General features: G+C 63.4%; 24 protein-coding genes. 9 read left to right on the top strand and 15 right to left on the bottom strand.

The features are described from left to right. Nucleotides 1–33: 33 nt before the first annotated feature. From ACEWFR_RS14770 to ACEWFR_RS14755, 4 genes are all read right to left on the bottom strand, one after another. Nucleotides 34–417, bottom strand: a complete 384-nt coding sequence (locus ACEWFR_RS14770) for a universal stress protein (protein ID WP_374061774.1) — start codon at nucleotides 415–417, stop codon at nucleotides 34–36. Between the two features lie 464 nt (nucleotides 418–881). After that, nucleotides 882–1,193: a hypothetical protein gene (locus ACEWFR_RS14765; RefSeq protein ID WP_098726428.1), complete on the bottom strand. Its 312-nt coding sequence runs from the start codon at nucleotides 1,191–1,193 to the stop codon at nucleotides 882–884. Then, nucleotides 1,190–1,537, bottom strand: a complete 348-nt coding sequence (locus ACEWFR_RS14760; RefSeq protein WP_098726427.1) for a winged helix-turn-helix domain-containing protein — start codon at nucleotides 1,535–1,537, stop codon at nucleotides 1,190–1,192. The genes ACEWFR_RS14765 and ACEWFR_RS14760 overlap by 4 nt, the downstream gene beginning before the upstream one ends. A 149-nt stretch (nucleotides 1,538–1,686) precedes the next feature. After that, a complete protein-coding gene (locus ACEWFR_RS14755) occupies nucleotides 1,687–1,980 on the bottom strand; it encodes a hypothetical protein (protein ID WP_374061773.1) in 294 nt (97 codons plus the stop codon). A 6-nt stretch (nucleotides 1,981–1,986) separates the two neighbouring features. Between ACEWFR_RS14755 and ACEWFR_RS14750 the strand changes: the two genes are divergently transcribed. Further along, nucleotides 1,987–2,139, top strand: coding sequence for a hypothetical protein (locus ACEWFR_RS14750; protein ID WP_374061772.1), 153 nt, complete (start codon nucleotides 1,987–1,989; stop codon nucleotides 2,137–2,139). An 81-nt stretch (nucleotides 2,140–2,220) separates the two neighbouring features. Here the strand turns inward: ACEWFR_RS14750 and ACEWFR_RS14745 are convergent, their stop codons facing one another. Beyond that, entirely contained in the window at nucleotides 2,221–2,958 is a 738-nt protein-coding gene (locus ACEWFR_RS14745; protein ID WP_374061771.1) for an alpha/beta hydrolase family protein, read from the bottom strand. 326 nt (nucleotides 2,959–3,284) lie between these two features. Between ACEWFR_RS14745 and ACEWFR_RS14740 the strand changes: the two genes are divergently transcribed. The 3 genes from ACEWFR_RS14740 to ACEWFR_RS14730 all read left to right on the top strand — a co-directional run bounded on the left by ACEWFR_RS14740 (nucleotide 3,285) and on the right by ACEWFR_RS14730 (nucleotide 5,929). After that, entirely contained in the window at nucleotides 3,285–3,449 is a 165-nt protein-coding gene (locus tag ACEWFR_RS14740; RefSeq protein WP_374061770.1) for a hypothetical protein, read from the top strand. Between the two features lie 361 nt (nucleotides 3,450–3,810). Further along, the gene (locus ACEWFR_RS14735; RefSeq protein WP_374061768.1) at nucleotides 3,811–4,443 is read left to right on the top strand and encodes a TetR/AcrR family transcriptional regulator; all 633 of its coding nucleotides are present in this window, start codon (nucleotides 3,811–3,813) and stop codon (nucleotides 4,441–4,443) included. 259 nt (nucleotides 4,444–4,702) lie between these two features. Continuing rightward, the gene (locus tag ACEWFR_RS14730) at nucleotides 4,703–5,929 is read left to right on the top strand and encodes a cytochrome P450 (RefSeq protein ID WP_374061767.1); all 1,227 of its coding nucleotides are present in this window, start codon (nucleotides 4,703–4,705) and stop codon (nucleotides 5,927–5,929) included. An 81-nt stretch (nucleotides 5,930–6,010) separates the two neighbouring features. Here the strand turns inward: ACEWFR_RS14730 and ACEWFR_RS14725 are convergent, their stop codons facing one another. After that, nucleotides 6,011–6,781, bottom strand: a complete 771-nt coding sequence (locus ACEWFR_RS14725; RefSeq protein ID WP_374061766.1) for an SDR family NAD(P)-dependent oxidoreductase — start codon at nucleotides 6,779–6,781, stop codon at nucleotides 6,011–6,013. A 147-nt stretch (nucleotides 6,782–6,928) separates the two neighbouring features. Here ACEWFR_RS14725 and ACEWFR_RS14720 point away from each other — a divergent pair, with 147 nt between their 5' ends. Together ACEWFR_RS14720 and ACEWFR_RS14715 are read left to right on the top strand one after the other, a co-directional pair. Continuing rightward, nucleotides 6,929–7,066, top strand: coding sequence for a hypothetical protein (locus tag ACEWFR_RS14720; RefSeq protein WP_374061765.1), 138 nt, complete (start codon nucleotides 6,929–6,931; stop codon nucleotides 7,064–7,066). After that, nucleotides 7,063–8,184, top strand: coding sequence for a tyrosine-type recombinase/integrase (locus ACEWFR_RS14715; protein WP_374061788.1), 1,122 nt, complete (start codon nucleotides 7,063–7,065; stop codon nucleotides 8,182–8,184). The genes ACEWFR_RS14720 and ACEWFR_RS14715 overlap by 4 nt, the downstream gene beginning before the upstream one ends. A 447-nt stretch (nucleotides 8,185–8,631) precedes the next feature. On the opposite strand, the gene ACEWFR_RS14710 is transcribed toward ACEWFR_RS14715, so the two are convergent. The 9 genes from ACEWFR_RS14710 to ACEWFR_RS14670 are packed head-to-tail and all read right to left on the bottom strand — an operon-like array spanning nucleotide 8,632 to nucleotide 17,123. Continuing rightward, nucleotides 8,632–10,461: a Na(+)/H(+) antiporter subunit D gene (locus tag ACEWFR_RS14710; RefSeq protein WP_374061764.1), complete on the bottom strand. Its 1,830-nt coding sequence runs from the start codon at nucleotides 10,459–10,461 to the stop codon at nucleotides 8,632–8,634. Next, nucleotides 10,461–12,461, bottom strand: a complete 2,001-nt coding sequence (locus ACEWFR_RS14705) for a proton-conducting transporter membrane subunit (protein WP_374061763.1) — start codon at nucleotides 12,459–12,461, stop codon at nucleotides 10,461–10,463. The genes ACEWFR_RS14710 and ACEWFR_RS14705 overlap by 1 nt, the downstream gene beginning before the upstream one ends. After that, on the bottom strand, nucleotides 12,461–14,023 hold the full coding sequence (locus ACEWFR_RS14700; protein ID WP_374061762.1) for a proton-conducting transporter membrane subunit: 1,563 nt from the start codon (nucleotides 14,021–14,023) through the stop codon (nucleotides 12,461–12,463). Before ACEWFR_RS14700 ends, ACEWFR_RS14705 begins: the two co-directional genes overlap by 1 nt. Next, entirely contained in the window at nucleotides 14,016–14,387 is a 372-nt protein-coding gene (locus ACEWFR_RS14695) for a cation:proton antiporter subunit C (protein WP_374061761.1), read from the bottom strand. Before ACEWFR_RS14695 ends, ACEWFR_RS14700 begins: the two co-directional genes overlap by 8 nt. Further along, nucleotides 14,380–14,913 (bottom strand): MnhB domain-containing protein, encoded by a 534-nt coding sequence (locus tag ACEWFR_RS14690; protein ID WP_374061760.1) that lies wholly within the window; start codon nucleotides 14,911–14,913, stop codon nucleotides 14,380–14,382. Before ACEWFR_RS14690 ends, ACEWFR_RS14695 begins: the two co-directional genes overlap by 8 nt. After that, entirely contained in the window at nucleotides 14,913–15,452 is a 540-nt protein-coding gene (locus ACEWFR_RS14685) for a DUF4040 domain-containing protein (RefSeq protein ID WP_374061758.1), read from the bottom strand. The genes ACEWFR_RS14690 and ACEWFR_RS14685 overlap by 1 nt, the downstream gene beginning before the upstream one ends. Then, nucleotides 15,452–15,814 (bottom strand): monovalent cation/H(+) antiporter subunit G, encoded by a 363-nt coding sequence (gene mnhG, locus ACEWFR_RS14680; RefSeq protein ID WP_374061757.1) that lies wholly within the window; start codon nucleotides 15,812–15,814, stop codon nucleotides 15,452–15,454. Before mnhG ends, ACEWFR_RS14685 begins: the two co-directional genes overlap by 1 nt. Then, on the bottom strand, nucleotides 15,811–16,092 hold the full coding sequence (locus ACEWFR_RS14675) for a cation:proton antiporter (RefSeq protein WP_374061756.1): 282 nt from the start codon (nucleotides 16,090–16,092) through the stop codon (nucleotides 15,811–15,813). The genes mnhG and ACEWFR_RS14675 overlap by 4 nt, the downstream gene beginning before the upstream one ends. Beyond that, nucleotides 16,089–17,123, bottom strand: coding sequence for a monovalent cation/H+ antiporter subunit E (locus ACEWFR_RS14670; RefSeq protein WP_374061755.1), 1,035 nt, complete (start codon nucleotides 17,121–17,123; stop codon nucleotides 16,089–16,091). The genes ACEWFR_RS14675 and ACEWFR_RS14670 overlap by 4 nt, the downstream gene beginning before the upstream one ends. 245 nt (nucleotides 17,124–17,368) lie before the next feature. Between ACEWFR_RS14670 and ACEWFR_RS14665 the strand changes: the two genes are divergently transcribed. Genes ACEWFR_RS14665 through ACEWFR_RS14655 form a run of 3 tightly spaced genes read left to right on the top strand, consistent with a single transcriptional unit; the run spans nucleotide 17,369 to nucleotide 18,635 of the window. Further along, nucleotides 17,369–17,554: a CbtB domain-containing protein gene (locus tag ACEWFR_RS14665; RefSeq protein WP_374061754.1), complete on the top strand. Its 186-nt coding sequence runs from the start codon at nucleotides 17,369–17,371 to the stop codon at nucleotides 17,552–17,554. Next, on the top strand, nucleotides 17,554–18,309 hold the full coding sequence (locus ACEWFR_RS14660) for a CbtA family protein (RefSeq protein WP_374061753.1): 756 nt from the start codon (nucleotides 17,554–17,556) through the stop codon (nucleotides 18,307–18,309). The genes ACEWFR_RS14665 and ACEWFR_RS14660 overlap by 1 nt, the downstream gene beginning before the upstream one ends. Next, nucleotides 18,306–18,635: a ferredoxin gene (locus ACEWFR_RS14655; protein WP_374061752.1), complete on the top strand. Its 330-nt coding sequence runs from the start codon at nucleotides 18,306–18,308 to the stop codon at nucleotides 18,633–18,635. The genes ACEWFR_RS14660 and ACEWFR_RS14655 overlap by 4 nt, the downstream gene beginning before the upstream one ends. Nucleotides 18,636–18,651: the final 16 nt, after the last annotated feature.

Below are 18,651 nucleotides of genomic sequence, written 5' to 3'. Positions count from 1 at the left end.
GTATTTCACCGGTCTCGCCCGAACCGCTCGAGCTCAGAATTCGGGGATCGGAACGACGACAACCGGTCGGTTCGCGTCCTCGAGGACCCGTCGTGCGGTCGAGCCGAGGGCGCGGGTCGCATCGGGATCGCCGCCGTGTGCGCCGATGACGATTTCGTCGACATCCAACTCCCTCGCTGCCTCGGCGAGCGTGTCCGCGGGGGGACCGGATCGACGCTCGGTCGCGACGTTACCGACGGTCGCGAGTCGAACGGGAGCCACGTTCAGCGCTTCGTCGCCGTCGCGACGCGCCATCGGGTCGTCGGGCGGAACGACCGCGATCGCGGTCACGGTGTCGTCGCCCGTCGCTCGCTCGTCGAGATAGTCACAGATCGCCGCCGTCGTGTGGACGGAGTCGGTTCCCGCGAGATAGTGCATAGTGGATCGACGCTGTCGATCTGGAAGAAAGCTCCGGAAAGGGACACCGAGGCCGGGGGACACGGTCGTTTCCGATCCGAAAAGCATGCCGTATTTTCCGACCCAGAAAACGCACTCGTATCACTAATACGATGGCACTGTCACGAACGCACGGGGGACGAGAGAGGCCATCCCCACACGCCTTGGTGGTCCCCCGTGCGTTCCCGAATCCGATCATCCCGGGGTCGCGACGCACGTCCCACGCAGTCCTGCGATCCCCCTCTCGCGGGACCGCGTTGCGTCGGCCGACCCTTCTCGCTGCCGGCAGGTTTCGACCGTCGGTGGATCGCTTCGGCCCGCTCCCGACGCTCGCGGTACTGATATTCCGTTGGCCCGATTCGCTTCTCGACGGTACTGTCGTCCGCTACTGGTGACCGTACTCTCGGCGCTGCCCATCAATGGTGACCGTACCCTCCACGGTGCCGTCAATGATGACCGTACAACGAATAGGTGATGGCAACCAGACCGAGCAGCCGACTCACGTTCTCGAGTAGCGCGATGACGACCTGCTCGGGATCGACCAGCGTCGTGACCACGACGTTGAGCAGGAACGGGAACAGCGTCAACAAGAGGAGCCCGAGCGCGAGATACAGCATGGAGCGGGCGCCGTTCCGGCGGTACCCACGGTAGGCCTGATAGGCGATGAGCGTCCCGAAGAGCGCGACGAGGAAGAGACTCGCGACGGTCAACAGCTCGAACACCGTCGCCTCGTCGACCCGCACGACGTTCCGACTCATCGCATCCCCTCCCACATACGCGTGAACTTGTCAGCGACGTCTTCCTCGCGGTAGGTCAGCTCCAGAGAGAACGAGCCCTCGTCCAGCGACAGTTCCAGCCGGTCGAGGTTCGCACTGTAGACGCTGTAGTGGTTGCCGTCCGGCGCGAGTTCCGTCTCTTCGGTAACGAGGTGACACTCCTCGAGTCGGTCGAGTCGCCGATAGATCGTCGGGAGGGAGGCGTCACACCGTTCGCTCAGGGTACTGGCAGACATGGGTTCGACGCTCGTATGGGTGAGGATTTCACGTGCGTACTCGTCGTCGAGCACCGCGAGCAGCGTCGACAAGTCGGTGTCCTCACTCACTGGTATAGTTGTTCGTTTCGGTATAACTATGAAAAGCGGTCCGGTTTTTCTGGGTGAGAAAAGACTCCTGAACTCGTCGCGGCTACCAACGAGAGCTCGGCGTGCTCAGGCGGTGTCAGCGTCCGCGTCCGTACCGATGTCGCCAGTGTTCATCGCCCAGACCGCGAGCAACTCGGCAGGACGAGGATACTCGCGAGGAACGCGTATCCGATCGACGACCGGGTCGCAGAGCTGCTCGAATCGGCCGACTCGAGCGCCGTCTTCGTCGCGCCGTCGGAGAACTTGCTGTCCGAGACGATCGAAACGACGCTCCGAGAGCGGGCAGCGGCGGGAGTAGCCGTCACCGTCTCACGGCCGAGGAATCGGGACGAGAGCGGTTCGCCGACAGTCCCATTACCGTGATCGGGATGGGCGAAGACAATCCGGCCGATTTCGCCGGCCAAACGCTCATGGTCGACGACAGCACCGTCCTGTTAGCAGTTGCGACGGCCGGCGATACCGTCGCCGAAGAAGCGATGTGGAGGGCCGGGAGCAGTATCGGCCGCATCCTGGCACAGTTCATGCAGTCCGGAATTGAGTCCGGCAAGAACCGGCACTCGTAGCGAGCGGCGTTCGCTCGAACGTGGATTTTTGTATATCGGAATGTAGTTTATAGTCCAGTTCAGAGAGGAACCGAGCCGTCCTCAGGGGCGGTCGACCGCCCACTCGAGCCAGCCGAACAACCGCTCGAGCAACCGATCCTCGCCGGCCCGCGAAAATCGGTGGCCTTCGCCCGCGAATCGCTCTACGAGGACATCGTTCCCCAGTCGCTGTGCGGCCTCGAAGCTGTCTGCCGGGTCGACGACTCCGTCATCCCCGCCGTGGAAGATTGCGACCGGAACCGATAGCGTCGACGCGACGTCGTCGAACGGATACCGCTCGAGGTGATCGAAGAACCGCCGGTCGAGGCGCTCGCCGGTGTCGAAGATGATCTCGCCCTCACGTTCGACCGTCGCACGATACTCGTCGAACGTCTCAGTAGTCGTCACCGGCGCTCGCGTAGCGATCGCTTCGACTCGGTCATTGGCTGCTCCGGCGTGGAACGCGACTTTCCCGCCGAAACTCGAGCCGAACAGGGCGTACGAGTCGAGGTCGAAGTAGTCGATGACGCGACGGAGATCGGTCAATCGAGCCTCGAGCGTCGACTCGACGAACTCACCGTTCGATTCACCGCAGCCGCGACAATCGAATCGAACCGCGTTGTAGCCGGCCGCGACCGCACGGCGAGATCGCTGCTCGTAGCTGCCGGATTTATCGCTCCGGAGGCCGTGACAAAAGACGAGCCAATCGTCGGATGGCGCCTCGTGATGGACGGCCGCGAGTTCCGGTGGATTCCGTCCCGTCGCCGCGGTTTCGATCCGAATTCGGTGTCTGTCTGGCATTCATCTCCCACTGACGGCCCCAGATTCCTTGACAGCGATGTTCCCGGACGATACGACTGAACTGATCGAGGCTCGAGCGCGTCGACCGTCGGCCACCCTCATGCCGAACTACGCAGGGCCTCGAGTCGAGCTGCGAAGAATGCCTCACGACGGATGAACCCGGGGGGTTGAGGCGGCTGAACCGTCCTCGAATTCCAGGGTCTCTGTCAGTGCATCCAGCTCGTTTTGATGGCCGGATTTCACAGCGACAGGAACTCGAGCCCCACGTCAGCCGACGACGCTCTCTCGGCAAATCGTTTTTGCGCTTCGAGAGAATCGGTTCCGCCATGAGCCGAACCACCTACCGGTGTGCGTGTGGCGCACGCCTCGAGTTCAAACAGGACCTCGAGAAGGAGTCCGGAACGGCGACGCCGACCTGGAAGTGCAAGGACTGCGGGACGCCGGTACCGGGGATGACCGCCGAAAAGATCAGGCATCAGGACCCGTCCTGAATTGGGTCACGGTAAGGAAGCGTCCGCGAATGCAGACGATCGTGAGTAGCTAGCTGTGGTCCCGCGTTCTAGCGACTGAAACGGCCGTCCGGGGCTGCCGGTTGTTATCCGACGGCTGCGTCCCCTCCACCTCAATAAACTAATAATCGCTATATTAAATAGGGAGCGGACGGACACGTCGGCGTTCACCGTCGCTGTGGACCCCACGACTGCGTGTGATTTCTGGCGTTATACCAGTAGACGGCGTGCTCGAGGACGGGTCGGACCTCTGATCGACGCTGTCTGTCCTGCAGTCGTTGAGACGAGTTCAGTGACGACGAGAGAGGATGGCTTATGAACCTACATCCGCCATACGAGTACAATGGGCCGCCATCCCGAAACTGAACAACGAATTAGAGAAGCCGCATTTCGCGCGCTTGTCAAACACGGATACGCGGACCTCTCCATCAAAGATATCGGTGAAGAGTTGGGGCAGAACCCATCACTTATATATCACTACTTCGATAGCAAGGACGATCTCTTACTCTCGATGCTCGATGTCTTCGTCGAAATATTCCTCGACCAACGGACCGAGAAGCCGATTACTGACGCGCAAGCGGAGCTCCGAGAGTTCGTCGGTCAGATACTGCATCCGAAGCCGGCACAGGTCGAGCAGGCCATGTTTTCCCCGCCGTCGGATATCGAGACGGCGATCTCTCGGATTTTCGTCGAACTGTGGGCCCACGCGACGTGGGATACCGACTTTCGCAGGAAAACCACGATGGTAGAGGACCGACTCCGGGACACAGTCACCCGGATACTCCGCGCCGGAATCGAACTCGAGCAGTTTCGGCCAGTCGATCCCGAACTCACGGCAGATCACATACTCTTTCTTCTCAAGCAAGGGATACACACGGGGACGACGACGAATCGGGATGCTGCCGTCGATCGAGTCCAAACGATCGTCGACGGAATTATAACCGATATCTCCCGCGAGAGCAATAGTAGCCACTGAAACGATTCACAGACTGATCGGATAGCTGTCGGTCGATCAGGCGTGCAATGACTTGCAGTGGCTACTATAGCGAGAGAGCAAGTCCAATACGTATCAGGCTCAAGCTGTCTTCCGGTCATTCGGTTACTCGGCTTCCCCGCCTCGTCTCGCTGGTCACTCTTTGATACTGCCACTGCCCGTTTACATGTTTGTACGCCTAGGTTAATGCGGGCGAGAATGCACCAAAAGGACTACAGCTGATTAAATGATCAATTAATTCATGGAGTCACCCGATTCAGTCGTTGGAGTGGGCCGGTCACCTGAAGCCATCCGAAGCCGCGCAGGGCAACTCTCGCCGTTCGAGTGGTACGCTGAAATGCGTCAGGAGACGCCGGTTCACTACGACGAGCAGCGAGAGACGTGGGATGTCTTTCGATACGAAGACGTCGAACGCGTGCTCAAAGACCACGACACGTTTACGGCCAACCGCGCTTTCGACACCGACGAGTCCTCGAACGACGATGACGATAATGACGACGGTCTCCCGATGCTTCAGACGATGATTACGACCGATCCACCGACACAGACCCGGCTCCGGGGGTTCGTCGACGGGCGATTCCAGCCGGGAGCGATACGAGAGTACCAGTCACAAGTGGAGGAGGTAACGGAGGACCTGCTGGACGACCTCGAGGACGAGAATCGTTTCGACTTCGTCGACGAGTTCGCGGTTCCGCTTCCCGTCATCGTCATCGCTGAACTACTGGGAATTCCTGCCGACCGTCGTGATCAGTTCAAAGCGTGGTCGGACGCACTCGTCGCGCGACCCGAAGACGACACCCCGGAGGAGATGGAACGGGTACAACAGGAACAGGAGGAGGCCCAACGAGCGATGGGGAGGTACTTCGCGGAGTTACTGGAAGCGCGCGATGGCGGCGACGGCGACGACCTCATTACGCTCGCGGCGAACGCAGAGGAGTTATCCAGGGGTGAACAAATCGGGTTCTGCATGCTGCTCCTCCTCGCGGGCAACATCACGACGACGAATCTCCTCACCAACGCGATCTGGTCCGTCGAAGAACACGGGCTGACGGACGCGATTCGGACGGGGGACGTCGATCACACACAGGCCATCGAAGAGGCGCTTCGATACCGATCCCCGATCCAATCGTTGAAGCGTATCGCCGTGGAGGACGTCGAGCTAAACGGGCAACGGATTCGGGCCGGGGATGTCCTCACGCTCTGGCTGGGTGCCGCAAACCGCGATCCGGAAATCTTCGATTCTCCCGAAGAGTTTCGGCCCGAGCGGCATCCGAACCGCCATATGGCGTTCGGCACGGGAGTCCACTTCTGTCTGGGCGCCCATCTCGCACGGATGGAAGCGGACGTCGCCCTGGACCGATTGTTCGACCGTTTCGACCGCCTGGATGCGGATTTGTCGGATCTCGAGCCATTGAGCGCCCTCTACGGTCTCGAGTCGCTCCCCTGTGAAGTGAGTCGAAACGCGTAAGCAGACGGATAGCGTCGATATCGCTGAGTTTTTGACTCCCGTTGGACCTGATCGTCAGCTCGGTGCGTAGAGGACGGTCGCTCAGTCGGCCGCCTGACCGCCGTCGACGGGGAGCGTGTGGCCGGTGATATACGAGGCATCATCGGAACAGAGGAACGCGACCGCGCCGGCCATCTCTTCCGGGTCCGCGATGCGGTCCATCGGGACGTCGATCATAGCCGACGTATCGAACTCCATTTCCGACGGATCGCCGCCTCCCGACATCCCGGATTGGATATTCGTGTTCGTCGGTCCCGGTGCGATGGCATTCACTCGAATGCCTCGCGTCGCGTATTCGAGAGCGACCGTCTTCGTGAGTCCGACGACACCGTGTTTGCTGGCCGAATAGCTGGCGAGTCCCCCCATCCCTACCAACCCGGATTCGGACGCGGTGTTGACGATCGCGCCGCTCCCCTGCGCTTCCATGACGGGAAGTTCGGCTTTCAGACACGCCCAGACGCCTTTCAGGTTGATATCCATGAGCTTGTCCCACTGTGCGTCTTCGATGTCAGTTACTCCTGCAAACCCCGTGAGAATTCCTGCGTTGTTATGCGCAAAATCGAGGCTTCCGTACGTGTCGACTGCAACATCGACCATATTCTCGACTGACTCGAAATCGCTGACATCAACTTCGACGAACGTCGCATCACCGCCGGCATCCTCGATCAGGTCGACCGTTTCGCGACCGGTTTCCGCAACGATATCTGCGACGATGACGTTTGCCCCCTCCGCGGCAAAGCGTTCCGCTGATGCACGCCCAATTCCAGATCCAGCTCCCGTTACCACGGCCGTCTTTCCGTCTACTCCGTTCATGAGTACTCGCGTTACTAATTAATTGTTCAATTAACATAGTCTTTTGGCTGCGATGCTCTCGCATCTAGGCGTGATCGATCCGCGTTTTTTCCGGCTCCGCGAGACCGAAACACAGATTTAGGGCCACGGAGCAGTATGGAACAATTGATGAGCCGAGGCGTCGCCCTCACGATCCGTTCGTGGCGCGGTGATAGCCCCCTCGAGCAGCCGAGCGGCGGCCGAAATCCGGAGTGGCGACCCTCGACAATCCGTCGTGCAGAGCCCGAGTGGGTGATCACGTCGTGACGGAGGTGGCGATCACGGACGCGGTCGACGCCTACCTGCAGCGAAAGGCCGTCGGCGATCCGAACGGTTCGGGTGCCGGAGCGTACGCGTCCAACGCTGAATCGATCCTCCGCCGGTGGGCCGACTGGCTCGATCGGGAACACAGACTGACCTCGTTGTTCGCGCTCGAGGTCGAACACATGCGCGCGTACGCCGAGGAACTCCGGCGCAAAACCGCTCGCGACGAGTACACTGCCTCGACCGCCGGGACGTACTACGCGGTCGTCCGGGCGTTCCTCTCGTGGTGCGTTCGCGGTGGGATCCTCGCGGAGAACCCCGCCGCGACCGACCGCGCTGAGGCCGCGCTGCCGACCGCCGACGAGCGACCGACGAGCGATTTCTGGACCGCGCGACAGCGTCGCGAACTCGAGCGCTACGTCCGCGAACGGGCACTCGATACTGGTCAGTCGCTGCACGAGCGACGCAGTCGACTGCGCGAGTACGCGATGGTGGCCGTCCTCGCTCACTCGACGGTCCGCGGCGCGGAGCTGTTCCGGGTCCCCGACGACGACCGCCGGACGGGTGCCACGTGGGACGTCGTCGATTTCTATACGGGGACGATCCGGGTTCTCGGGAAGTCCCAGCGACTCGAGGACGTTCCCCTCCCCGCACGCGCACGGACTCCGTTGCGCCGCTACCGGGTCGTCCTCGATCCGCCGTCGAACGACTGGCCGCTGTTCCCGACGGCCCACGCACCGTCGATCGCCGGTCGCGTGCGCTCCGTGCTGCGCGATCGGGGGTACGACGACGAGACGATCGAGTCCCTGCACGAGGACGCGACGGCGACGGAACTCGCCCGCGAGCGCTCGATCGCGCCGCCGGCAATTACCACCGAAGGAGCCCGGTCGGTGTTGCGGCGACTCTGCGAGGGGGCCGGGATCGACGTCGACGGTGACTATCTGACGCCGCGGGGCGTCCGCCGGGATCGATCGGGGGCGTCGTACCGACAGGAGTCGACGGCGTCGAAGCCGACGCTTCGGGCGTCTGTGCTCGAGCAGTCGATCGTTCTTCCGGACTCCCAGTCTACGGTCGTCGACGCCGATCCGGTCGAGGGAGACGAGTCGACGGAGACGGATTAAATGAAGATAGACGATCGTTTTCTCGTGAACTTGTACTGATCGCATTCGATGCTGTGATTTTCCTTTGGTTGTACTCGGTACAGTAGTGAACGGAACAGTGAGTTCTGATAGCGGTGTCGGAAAAGGAGTGTCCTGCTATCGTGGCACCACGGAATAGCCACGCCCTCCCCAACCGATTCGCTCGTTCCACTCGCTCATCCACATGAAGACGCAAAGCGTCTTCCAAGCCTTCGTTCACTCCGTCTTCTCACAGGCGCTTCGCGCCCGTTCGCATGGTATGCGGGACCAGAGTCCCGCACTATTCACGAAGACCTCGCACAGCATCGAGTCGCGGTTCGTCAGTGACTCACCGCGACCCAGCGCGCGCCACCGCACGGTGGATACCCCGTCCGAAATAATCGGTTTCTCACCGATACTTCACAGTACCACTCTGTCAATTCGGTCAAGTTAAACGACCAGCAGCCACAGGATCACGGTCAGGACGAGCGTCAGCAGAAGGATGCTCGTCCCGATGCTCGTCCGGAGGTGGATCGTCGAGGGCCGGCCGCCGTCGGTCGGTCGCCGGTCGTCGACATCGACCAGCGGGAGCCGCCGCGCGGCCGCGTCGACGGCGAGGACGGGGTTGTTCCCGACCCAGTAGCATCGTTTGACGGCTCCGACGACAGTGGCGTCGACGATAGCGTAGGTTTCCGTCACTGCGAGCATCGTCCACCGGCTGAGGTAGTAGGTCACGGGGTAGACGGCCATCGCCGGATCGCCCAGATCCAGCTTCGAGAGCGGCTTTCGGACGACGACGAACGCGACGGCCGCGACCCCCGTGAGGATCCCGGCCGTCTCGAGGTGGCTCGGACTGTAGGGGTGAAGGTTGCTTTCGCCACCGTAGTAGGAGAACGCGAAATGGCTCCCGTGGATCGTCGGCGCGAGGTCGGCTAGCCCCTGCCACCAGACGCCGAAGAGGAGACAGGCACCGCCGAGGCCGAGCATCGCGACGGTCTGGCCGGGTTTGGCGTCGGCGACCTCGAGGTCGCTCTCGCCGTGGAAGAAGACGTAGTAGCCGAGCTTGATAAAGGAGAGCAGCGTTCCGATCGCGCCGAGCCAGAGCAGCCAGTACAGCGCCTGATACTCGGGCTGGCCGTAGTAGCCCGGATTGGCGGCGTCGAAGATCATTCCCTTGCTGACGTAGCCATTAAAGCCCGGGATCGCGGTGATCGAGAGCGCGCCGAGACCGAACCCGATCGCGGTCAGGGGCATCTCGCGCCAGAGGCCACCGAGATCGTACAGGTCCTCCTCGCCGGTCCGGTAGATGACGACGCCGACGGCCATGAACAGCAGGCTCTTGAAGAGGATGTTGTTGAACAGGTGGCTCATCGCGCCCGCGACGGCGAGGTTAGAGCCGATCCCGATCGCGGCGACGATGTAGCCGAGCTGGGCCTGAATGTGGTAGGAGAGCAGCGCCCGCATGTCGTGTTGGAGCAGCGCGAAGGTCGCGCCGTAGACGGCCATGAGGCCGCCCATGTACGCAATGTAGATCGAGAGGTCGCTCTCGCCGCCGACTGGGAACGCCCGGTAGAGAACGAATGCGCTCGTCTTCGTCGTATAGACCGAGAGGAACACCGAGGCTGCGAAGTGGGGTCGCGGATAGGTGTCGGGCAGCCACGTGTGGAACCCGATGAAAGCGACGTTGACGCCCATCCCGAGCACCGCGAGCAGCGCCGGGATCCCATTAGCGATACCAGCCTCGGTGTAGACGAACGTACCGGTCTCGACGTAGTGGATGGCGACCGCCATCATCACGAGCACCCCACCGGTGCCGTGGAAGAGCGCATACCGGAAGCCGGCCCGAACCGCCTCGCCGCCGTAGTGCCAGACCACGAGCGTGCTGGTGACGGCCATCAGCTCCCACATGAACAGGAGGACGAGCCAGTCGCCCGCGAACGCCGCCCCGATCGATGAGGAGACGTAGACGAGCGCGAACGCGACCAGCGTTCGACTCGCCTCGCTCGAGTACGCATAAATCACGCTACAGACGCCCAAAAAGCCGAGGCCGAGGCCGACCATTCGGGAGAAGTCGTCGACGTAGAACGGGACGACTTCGAACCCGAGGAAGGTTCCGGCGAGGTGCTGGCCTTCGGGGGCGACCAGCGAGATCGCCAGCACCGCCGCGAGGCTGAGCGCGCCGACGGCGAAGCCGGCGATTCGCGGCAGGACGAGCACGAGCAGGGCCGCCACGAAGACGATAAGCGGCGGGTAGGCCAGTGAAAGGAGTTCGAGTTCCATCAGTCGTTCACCTCCGTCACGAGTTCGTCGAGCGGAACGCCGCCCAGCTCCTCGAACGGCATCCCGAAGACGCCCTCGACGATCCGAGTCGCTAACTCGAGGAAGACGGCGTAGTCGGGGCCGATTCCGAGGACGATCGCGCCCGTCGCGATGACGGCAATCGGCGCGAGCATGAGCCACGTGCTCTCGGCGAACGGCGAGCGGCGTTGCCAGCCGTCTGCGGGCGGGCCGCCGGTGAGGTGATCGTCATGATCGCCGTGGTGATCGACGGCATCGACGGCGTCACCGTGATCGTCGTGATCGGGTGCGTCGTCGTCATCGGCGTGATCACCGGTTTCGGACGCTCGAGCGTCGGCGGAGTGGCTCGTCGCGTCCGCGCCGTCGGCGGTCGTGTGATCGCTCGGGTACTTGTCGACGGCGTACTCGAACTCCTCCTCATCTGCGGGCTCCCCGTCCGTCGCGTCGGCCGTCTCCGTTCTGTCGGTCGGATCCCCGCCGTCAGCGGCGACGTGATCGTCGTCCGAATCGGTCCCGCCGTAGGATCGCAGTACTCCACCCCGTGGGAACTCGAGAAGCGGTTTGGCGTCGTGGCGGTCCTCGCTCTCGAAGAAGGCCGTGTAGACGACCGGCCAGAAGTACGCGACGTTGAGCACGGCCGAGAGCAACAGTGCGCCGGCGAATAGCCAGTACTCGCCGCCCATGTAGCCGGCCCCGATCAGCATGTAGAACTTGCTGACGAAGCCGGCGACCGGCGGGAGGCCGGCCATGCCGGCCGCGCCGACGGTGAATGCGGTCATCGTCAGCGGCATGCGTTTGCCGATGCCGGCCATCTCGCTGATGTAGTCCGTGTGGGTTTCGACGTGGATCGATCCGGCACAGAAGAACAGAGTTAGTTTCGCGAACGCGTGCGCGGGGATGTGGAAAAGGGCCCCCACCATGGCGTAGGGATGGAGCATCGACAGCCCGAGCACGATGTAAGAAAGCTGTGCCGTCGTCGAATAGGCCAGCCTGCGCTTGAGGTGGTCTTTCCGCATCGCGATAATGCTCGCCGCGGTCAGCGTGAACGCGGCAACGATCGCAACCGGGATGTTCAGTCCGACCTCGCCGATGCCGGGTACGTCCAGCGGAAGGTCGCGAATCAGTCCGGGACCGAAAACCTCGAGGATGACTCGAGCGATGCCGAACGCGCCGGATTTGACGACCGCCACGGCGTGGAGTAGCCCGGAGACGGGCGTGGGGGCGACCATCGCGTCGGCGAGCCACGAGTGCAGCGGCATCAGCGCGGCCTTGACGCCGAAGCCGGCGATGAGCAGGAAGAACGCGGCCTGTGCGTAGACCGGTTCGGCCTGCGCGGCCGTCGCGAGCGCCTCGATACCGCCCGCCTCGAAGGCGAGCGTCGGCCCCGAACTGACCAGACTCGTGAGCCAGTAGATCAGGACGGTGCCGGCCAGCAGGAAGACGCCGCCGCCGAAGAACGTGTACGTGAGGTACTTCCGGCCGGCGATGCGGGCCTCGTTGTCCTCGTTGTGGGCGACCAGCGGATAGGTGACCAGCGAGAGCAGTTCGTAGAAGACGAAGATCGTCACCAGGTTCGCCGCGAAGGCGATCCCGACCGCAGCCGAGAGACTGGCCGCGAACGAGGCGAAAAACCGGGTCTGGGAGTGCTCGTCGAGTCCGCGCATGTACCCCGTTGCATAGAACGACGTGAAGATCCAGAGGAAACTCGCGAGGAGCGCGAAGAAGATCCCCAGCGGGTCCGCTCGCAGGGCGAAGTCGATGCCTGCGAGGAACTGAATTCCCGTCGACTCCGCGAGACTCCACCGGAAGACGGTGCCGTCCATGACCGCGGGGAGCATGCTGACGATGATGCCGAACTTCGCGAGAGCGGCCAGGACGGACCAGCCCTCCCGGAGGTTCGGCCGGCGATGCGACGCGACGATCAGAACGATGGCGACCGCCGACACCAACACGGCGGCGAGCGGTCGGAGATCTGCGACCATCAGTTGAACACCTCCGTGATGAACGGCTCGAGCAAGTCGGCGAACGTCCCGCCGGCGAAGCCGAGCGCAACAGCGGCGAGCGCGAAGCCGACGACGATCGCGATCATACCGATCGAGACGGCGTCGGGGGTGGCGTTGCCGTGCGTGGAAGTGCCGGCGAAGCCGTCGTCAGCGTCGGCAGTTCCGCCGTCCGTCGCGATCGAGCCCGGCGCGTCCGCCGAACCGACCGAGAGCGGTGGTGTGAAGTACATCTTCTCGAGCAGACGGGCGGCGTAGGCGAGGGTGAGCATAGTACTGAGGAAGATCACGGCGGCGACGGGCCACAGTTCCGACTGAACGGCACCGAGGGCGATGTACCACTTGCCGACGAAGCCAACGCCCGGCGGGACGCCGACCAGAACCAGCAGGAGGACGGCCATCGAACCGGCGACGAACGGGCGTTCCCTTGCGAGTCCGGCGTACTCGTCGACGGTGCGAGCTCCATAGCTCGTCGCGACGACGGCGGCCGCCAGAAAGAGGCCGGCCTTCAACAGCCCGTGGCCGACGAGGTGAACGATCGCACCGATAAGCGCCGTTTCGGAACTGCCCGCGATGACGACTCCGTAGGCGGCGATGACCAATCCGAACTGCGAGACCGAGGAGTAGGCGAGCATTCGTTTGACCTCGGTCTGGATCACAGCGAGGACGGTTCCCGCGAGGACGCTCACGCAGCCAACGGTGACGACGATCGACGCCGCGTTCGGCATGGCGGCGAGATAGTCGACGCCGAAGACGGTGACGATCACCCGGCCGAAGGCGTAGGCGGAGGCGGTCGAAACCAGTGCGGCGATCAGCGGCGTCACACCGTCCGGTGCCCGCTGATAGGCGCTTGGCTGCCAAGTGTGCAGGGGCCACTGGGCGACCTTGACGGCGAAGCCAACGACGATGAACGCGAAGCCGGCCCGAATCAGGACGGGGCGTTCGGCCGCTGGAATCGCGTCGGCGAGTTCGATCATGTTGAGCGTCCCCGTCGCCATGAAGACGAAGGCGACGCCGATCAGGTACATCGACGCGGCGACGGTTCCCAGGATCAGGTACTGCAGGGAGGCAACCGCCGCCTCCGGGCCGTCGCCGCTCGCGACGAGCGCGTAGGTCGCGATGCTCGTGATCTCGAGGAAGACGAACAGGTTGAAGACGTCGCCGGTCATCGAGATGCCGAGCAAGCCGGCGACTAACAGCAGGTACGCGGTGTAGAACGTGTTCCCGCGCGGGCCGCCGCGGCGCGTGTACGCGAGGACGCCGGTGGCGACCGTCGTCACGAGCAGGGTGATCAGGGTCGAGAACTCGTCGGCGACGAGCTGGATCCCGTACTCGATGGGGTAGCCACCCAGCGTGTGGCTCACCGGCCCGTCCGTGTAGACGACGCTCGCGAGGGCGAGGGCTCCGGCGAGGAGACCGGTCGTCGTGAGTGCGGCGACGGACCAGCCCGTTCGGTCGTACCGGAGTCCGAGGGCGATCGGGAGCGTCGCGGTGATGATGGGGACCGCAATCAGCAGCGGCAAGAGCAAGTCGATACTACTCATCGGCACGCACCTCTCGAAGGGTGTCCTCGCGGAGCGTCCCGTACTCCGCGTAGATGCGGATGATCAGGGCCAGTCCGACCGCCGTCAGCGCGATGCCGACGACGATGGCGGTCAACACGATGACCTGTGGCAGTGGGCTCGCAACCATGACCTCCCCCGGAACTCCCTCGTGAGGGACGATCGGTGCCGAGCCGCCCTCGATATAGGCCATCGAGATGAAAAACAGGAAGATGGCCGTCTGGAAGAGGTTCACCCCGATCAGCTTCTTCACGAGATTCTCGCTGGCGATCACCATGTAGATCCCGAGGCCCAGCAGGACGAACAACAGCACGTACGTGTAGTGGCTCGTCAAGAGTTCAATCATCGTCGCTCACCTCTGCGTTGGGTGAATCGGGTGTGTCGGTGGCATCGACGCCGCTGACGCCACCGGTCCCGCTCGGTCGGTCGGGCGAGAACCCCGCTGCCATCGTAAAGAAGAGGCTGATGATGGTCCCGGAGACGATCAGCGAGATGCCGGCGATTTCGACGGCCTCGAGCCCCCACTTCGGTTTGATGTGGAAGACTTCCTTGAGCATAGTAAACTCGAGGAAGTCCCCGCCGATGGCGACCATTGCGAGGCCGATAGCGCCGAAGATGACGACCCCGCCGGTGACGAGACCGGCGAGAAACGAGTTCCGGAGCCACTGTCGAGTCGGTTCGATGCCGAAGGCGAAGGCGAGCATGAGGACAGTAACGCCGACGATGGTTCCGCCCTGGAAGCCGCCGCCGGGGGCGTCGCCACCGTGGAACGTCATGAACAGCCCGTAGGTGAGCGTAAACGGTGCGATGATCTTGACGGTGGTCATGATCACCTGACTTTCGGTGTAGGTATCGTCGATGGATCCAGACATTAGGCGAACACCTCACGTTTCAGGACGAGCAGCGTCGAGACGCCGGCAGCGAAGACGACGACCGCCTCACCGAAGGTGTCAAAGCCACGGTAGGCAGCGAGGACGGACGTCACCGCGTTCTCGACGCCGGTTTGGTTGTACGTCTCCGTGATGTAATGTTGGGTCACCTCTGGGTTTGACCAGACCGGCGTCTCCGTGCCGCCGACCGCATACATCTCGGGCAGGACGGCGGTACAGAGCACGAGTACGAACGCCCCGACGACGACGACCGCCGGAACGTGAATTCGTTCCGTGAGCCGATCCGTCGAGGGCCGCGTCGTGCGGGCGATCGTCAGCAATAGCAACAGCGTCGTCACGCCCGCACCGATCGCGGCCTCGGTCATCGCAACGTCGGGGGCCAACAGGAACGTGTAGAGGATCGCCATTCCGAGGCTGTAGGCGCCGAAGACGATGATCACCGATAGCACGTCGCGGAACAGCGCCGTCGCAACGGCCGCTACCAAGATGAACGCAACGAGGATATACGCGAACAGGCTCATCACGGCTCACCGTCCGTTTCGGTAGCGGTCTCTGTTTCGTCCGTCTCAGCGCCCTCGTCCGCGAGCACGGGTTCGACACCGGTCTCCGCCGCGGAGCGAGCGATCGCGTGGGCTGCCGTCGGGTTCGTGATGAACACGAAAAACAGAAGCAAGACGGTGTAGACCGCCGCGTGCTGCCAGCCAAACGCCAACGCGACGCCGGCGAGTGCGAACCCGGCCCCGAGGGTGTCCGTCTGGGACGCGGTGTGAGCCCGCGCGTAAATGTCCGGGAGGCGGATGACGCCGACCGTCGAGACGAGGGTAAAGAGCACACCGAACCCGAGAAGGACGACGATCGCCCAGAATCGGATCGCCTCGATCACAGGACATCACCTCGCTCGACGGTGAACTTCGAGATCGCGATCGACATCAGGAAGTTCAACAACGCGTAGATCAACGCCACGTCGAGGAACCACGCCTGATCGAGCCCCGCGGCTAGCAGGGCAAGGATAACGACCGTGTTCGTCCCGAGGACGTTCACTGCTAGTAACCGGTCCTGCGTCGTCGGGCCGACGATCGCGCGATAGAACATCGCGATCGCAAGGACGACGAACAGCGCGGCCGCGGCGAGGAAGACATCCTCGAGCGGGACCGGAGTCACAGTTCGTCACCCCCGACTATTTCGGCGTCACCGCGTTCTCTCGGCGAGGGGATCGCCGCCGAATCCCGACCGTAGAAGACGAATCGAATCGCTCGCTCGAGCCCGCCGTCGAAGAGGTCGTCGCGGGCGGTGGGAATCAGCGTGTGGACGAGCAGCTGCTGGTTGGTGGCCCGAACGGTCAGGGTCCCCGGCGTGAGCGTGATGCTGTTGGCCAGCGCGAGCAGCGGCAGGCCGCTTCGCACGCGGGAGTTGACGCGAGTCAGCGTGGGTTCGATCGGCATCGACGGCCGGAGTATCACGGCCGAGACCGCGAGATTGGCCTTGACGATCTCCCAGAGCAGGTACGGGATGTAGATGGTGAACCGAACGATCCGAAGCGGCGACTGCACGCGGTCAAGCGGCACGGTAAACGTCACCCGTGCGAGCGAGACGGCGACGATACCGGCGACCGCAGCGCCGGTGAGGAGATCGAACCAGTAGGTTGGATCCCCGAGGACGAGATAGAAGCCGTAGGAGAGCAGGAACGTCGCGAACAGGCGGTCGAAGTCCTCGGTCCCGCCGGCGAGACGACCGCGGCGGGCCGACCGCTCGACCGGCGCCTCGTCGTAGGCGACCCCGATGCGCTCGAGTTCGCGCTCGAGGGGCTGGAGCATCTGCGCGGTGACGCCCGGTTGGTACTCCGGATCGAGCACGACGCGGTCGATCCCGTGTTCGTCGACGTAGGCGTCGAAGATTTCGGCGTAGTCTCGCGGCCCGAAGAGGTACTCGTCGGTCCCGAGCATCGCCGTCTCGATCGTCACGTCGGCGTCGCCGGCGTCCTCCTCGACCCAGTTTCGTGCCCGCGAGAGCAGGCCGTTGGCGTCCTCGCTGTACTGCTCGCTCTCCGGGACGTCGGCGTCGTAGGGCATCGCGACGACGAGGTGACACTCGAGCGAGTCGGCGCTCTCGAGCCCCGATTGAACGGCATAGCCGACCGTCTGGCGAACGGTCACCGTGTCCGACAGCGGGACGAGCAGGCGTTCAACCGCCACTGCGTTTCCCTCCTGGCGACCGTTGTTGAGCACTCATAACTCTAGTTGTTAGTCGAACCAAGCGGTAGCCGTAGGAAAACGATTTCGTTATTCGCCGGCAGTCGTCCGTTCTGGCGGGTTCGATTCGGTCGTTCGTGTCAGTTTAACGGCGTCCTCGCCGATCGACCGACGCGTGTCCAATCCCTGGCACTGCTGGACGATCGGTAGTTTTACAATCGGACTTTCAGTAGAGAAAGCTGACTTGTATGACGACAACCGAAACCGTTCACGATCGAATCGGGACCGCACGCGATGACCTCACGACCGGCCAGTTCGTGGCCGTCTTCGCGTTCGTCGCGGCGCTGGCGTTCACACTGCTGTTCCTTCAGGAGCCGCTGGCCCACGACTCCATGCACAACTTCCGGCACGCGGCCGGCGTGATCTGTCACTGATGCTCGTCGACTACCTCGAGCGCGGCGTCCTCGCCGGCGCGATCGCCGGGATCGCGTACGGCGCGTATATGGCGTTCGTTGCGAACCCGCTTATCGGGTACATGGAGACACTCGCCGAGGGCGGCGAACATGCTCACGAGGCCGATGAGCACGCCCACGCTGCCGGCGAACACGCACATGCGGTAAGCGAAGCGACGACAGCCGCTGTGAGCATCGGCAGCGGCGTCCTCTGGGGAATCCTGCTGGGCGGCGTCTTCGCCCTCGGCTTCTACTTCCTCGAGCCGGCGCTGCCTGGCCGCGGGAACGTCAAGGTCTACGTACTGGCCGGTGCCGGCTTCCTCACCGTCTCGGTCGCGCCGTGGCTGGTGTTGCCGCCGACGGTACCGGGGGCCGAACAGGCGTACGATCCGACGCTTCGGATCGCGATCTACGTCGGTCTCATCGCCGTCGGCGCAGTCGTCGCGTCGGCATCGATATACGGGTATATCCGCGGGTCGGCTCGGAGTCTCCCATTCGGAGTGGTTACGGCGGCGGTTCCCATCGTTGTCCTCGTCGCGGGTACCGCAATCGCAGCGCCGACCATCGTCGAATCCGGCGCGATACCGGCTGATCTCGTCGCCGCGTTCCGCGGACTGACCGTCCTGAGCCAGGCCGCCCTGTGGATCCTCGTAGCCGGGTGCTTCGGCTGGCTTCGGCCGCGATCCAACGGGCGATCGCCCACCGAGCAACGCGAGGAACTGCTGAGCAGTCCATGAAGAATCGGACCGAAGAACACCGCGAACGCCTCGAGGCCCACGTGTTCGTCTGCACCACCGATCGCGATTCCGAACACGCGAGTTGCGGTGGCGCCGGGGCCGACGAGACTGTCGCTGCGGCGAAAGCGTGGTTACGTGATCGCGACGCGTTCTGGACGAGCGTCTCAGTCAGTACGACCTCGTGTCTGGGGCTGTGCAGCGAGCGCGGAACCGCACTCTCGATTCAACCGCGAAACGCGTGGTACTCGGACGTAACACCGGCGGACGTTCCCGAGTTGCTCGCCTCGGAGTTCGGCCCGGACGCAGAGGACATCGACGACCGGTGACTGGCTCCCGTCTGCC

Origin of the sequence: Natrinema sp. H-ect4 (assembly GCF_041894845.1) — an archaeon.
Lineage (GTDB): Archaea > Halobacteriota > Halobacteria > Halobacteriales > Natrialbaceae > Natrinema.
The sequence above is the reverse complement of the archived record's forward strand: the minus strand, read 5'-3'. Positions and strand labels throughout refer to the sequence as shown.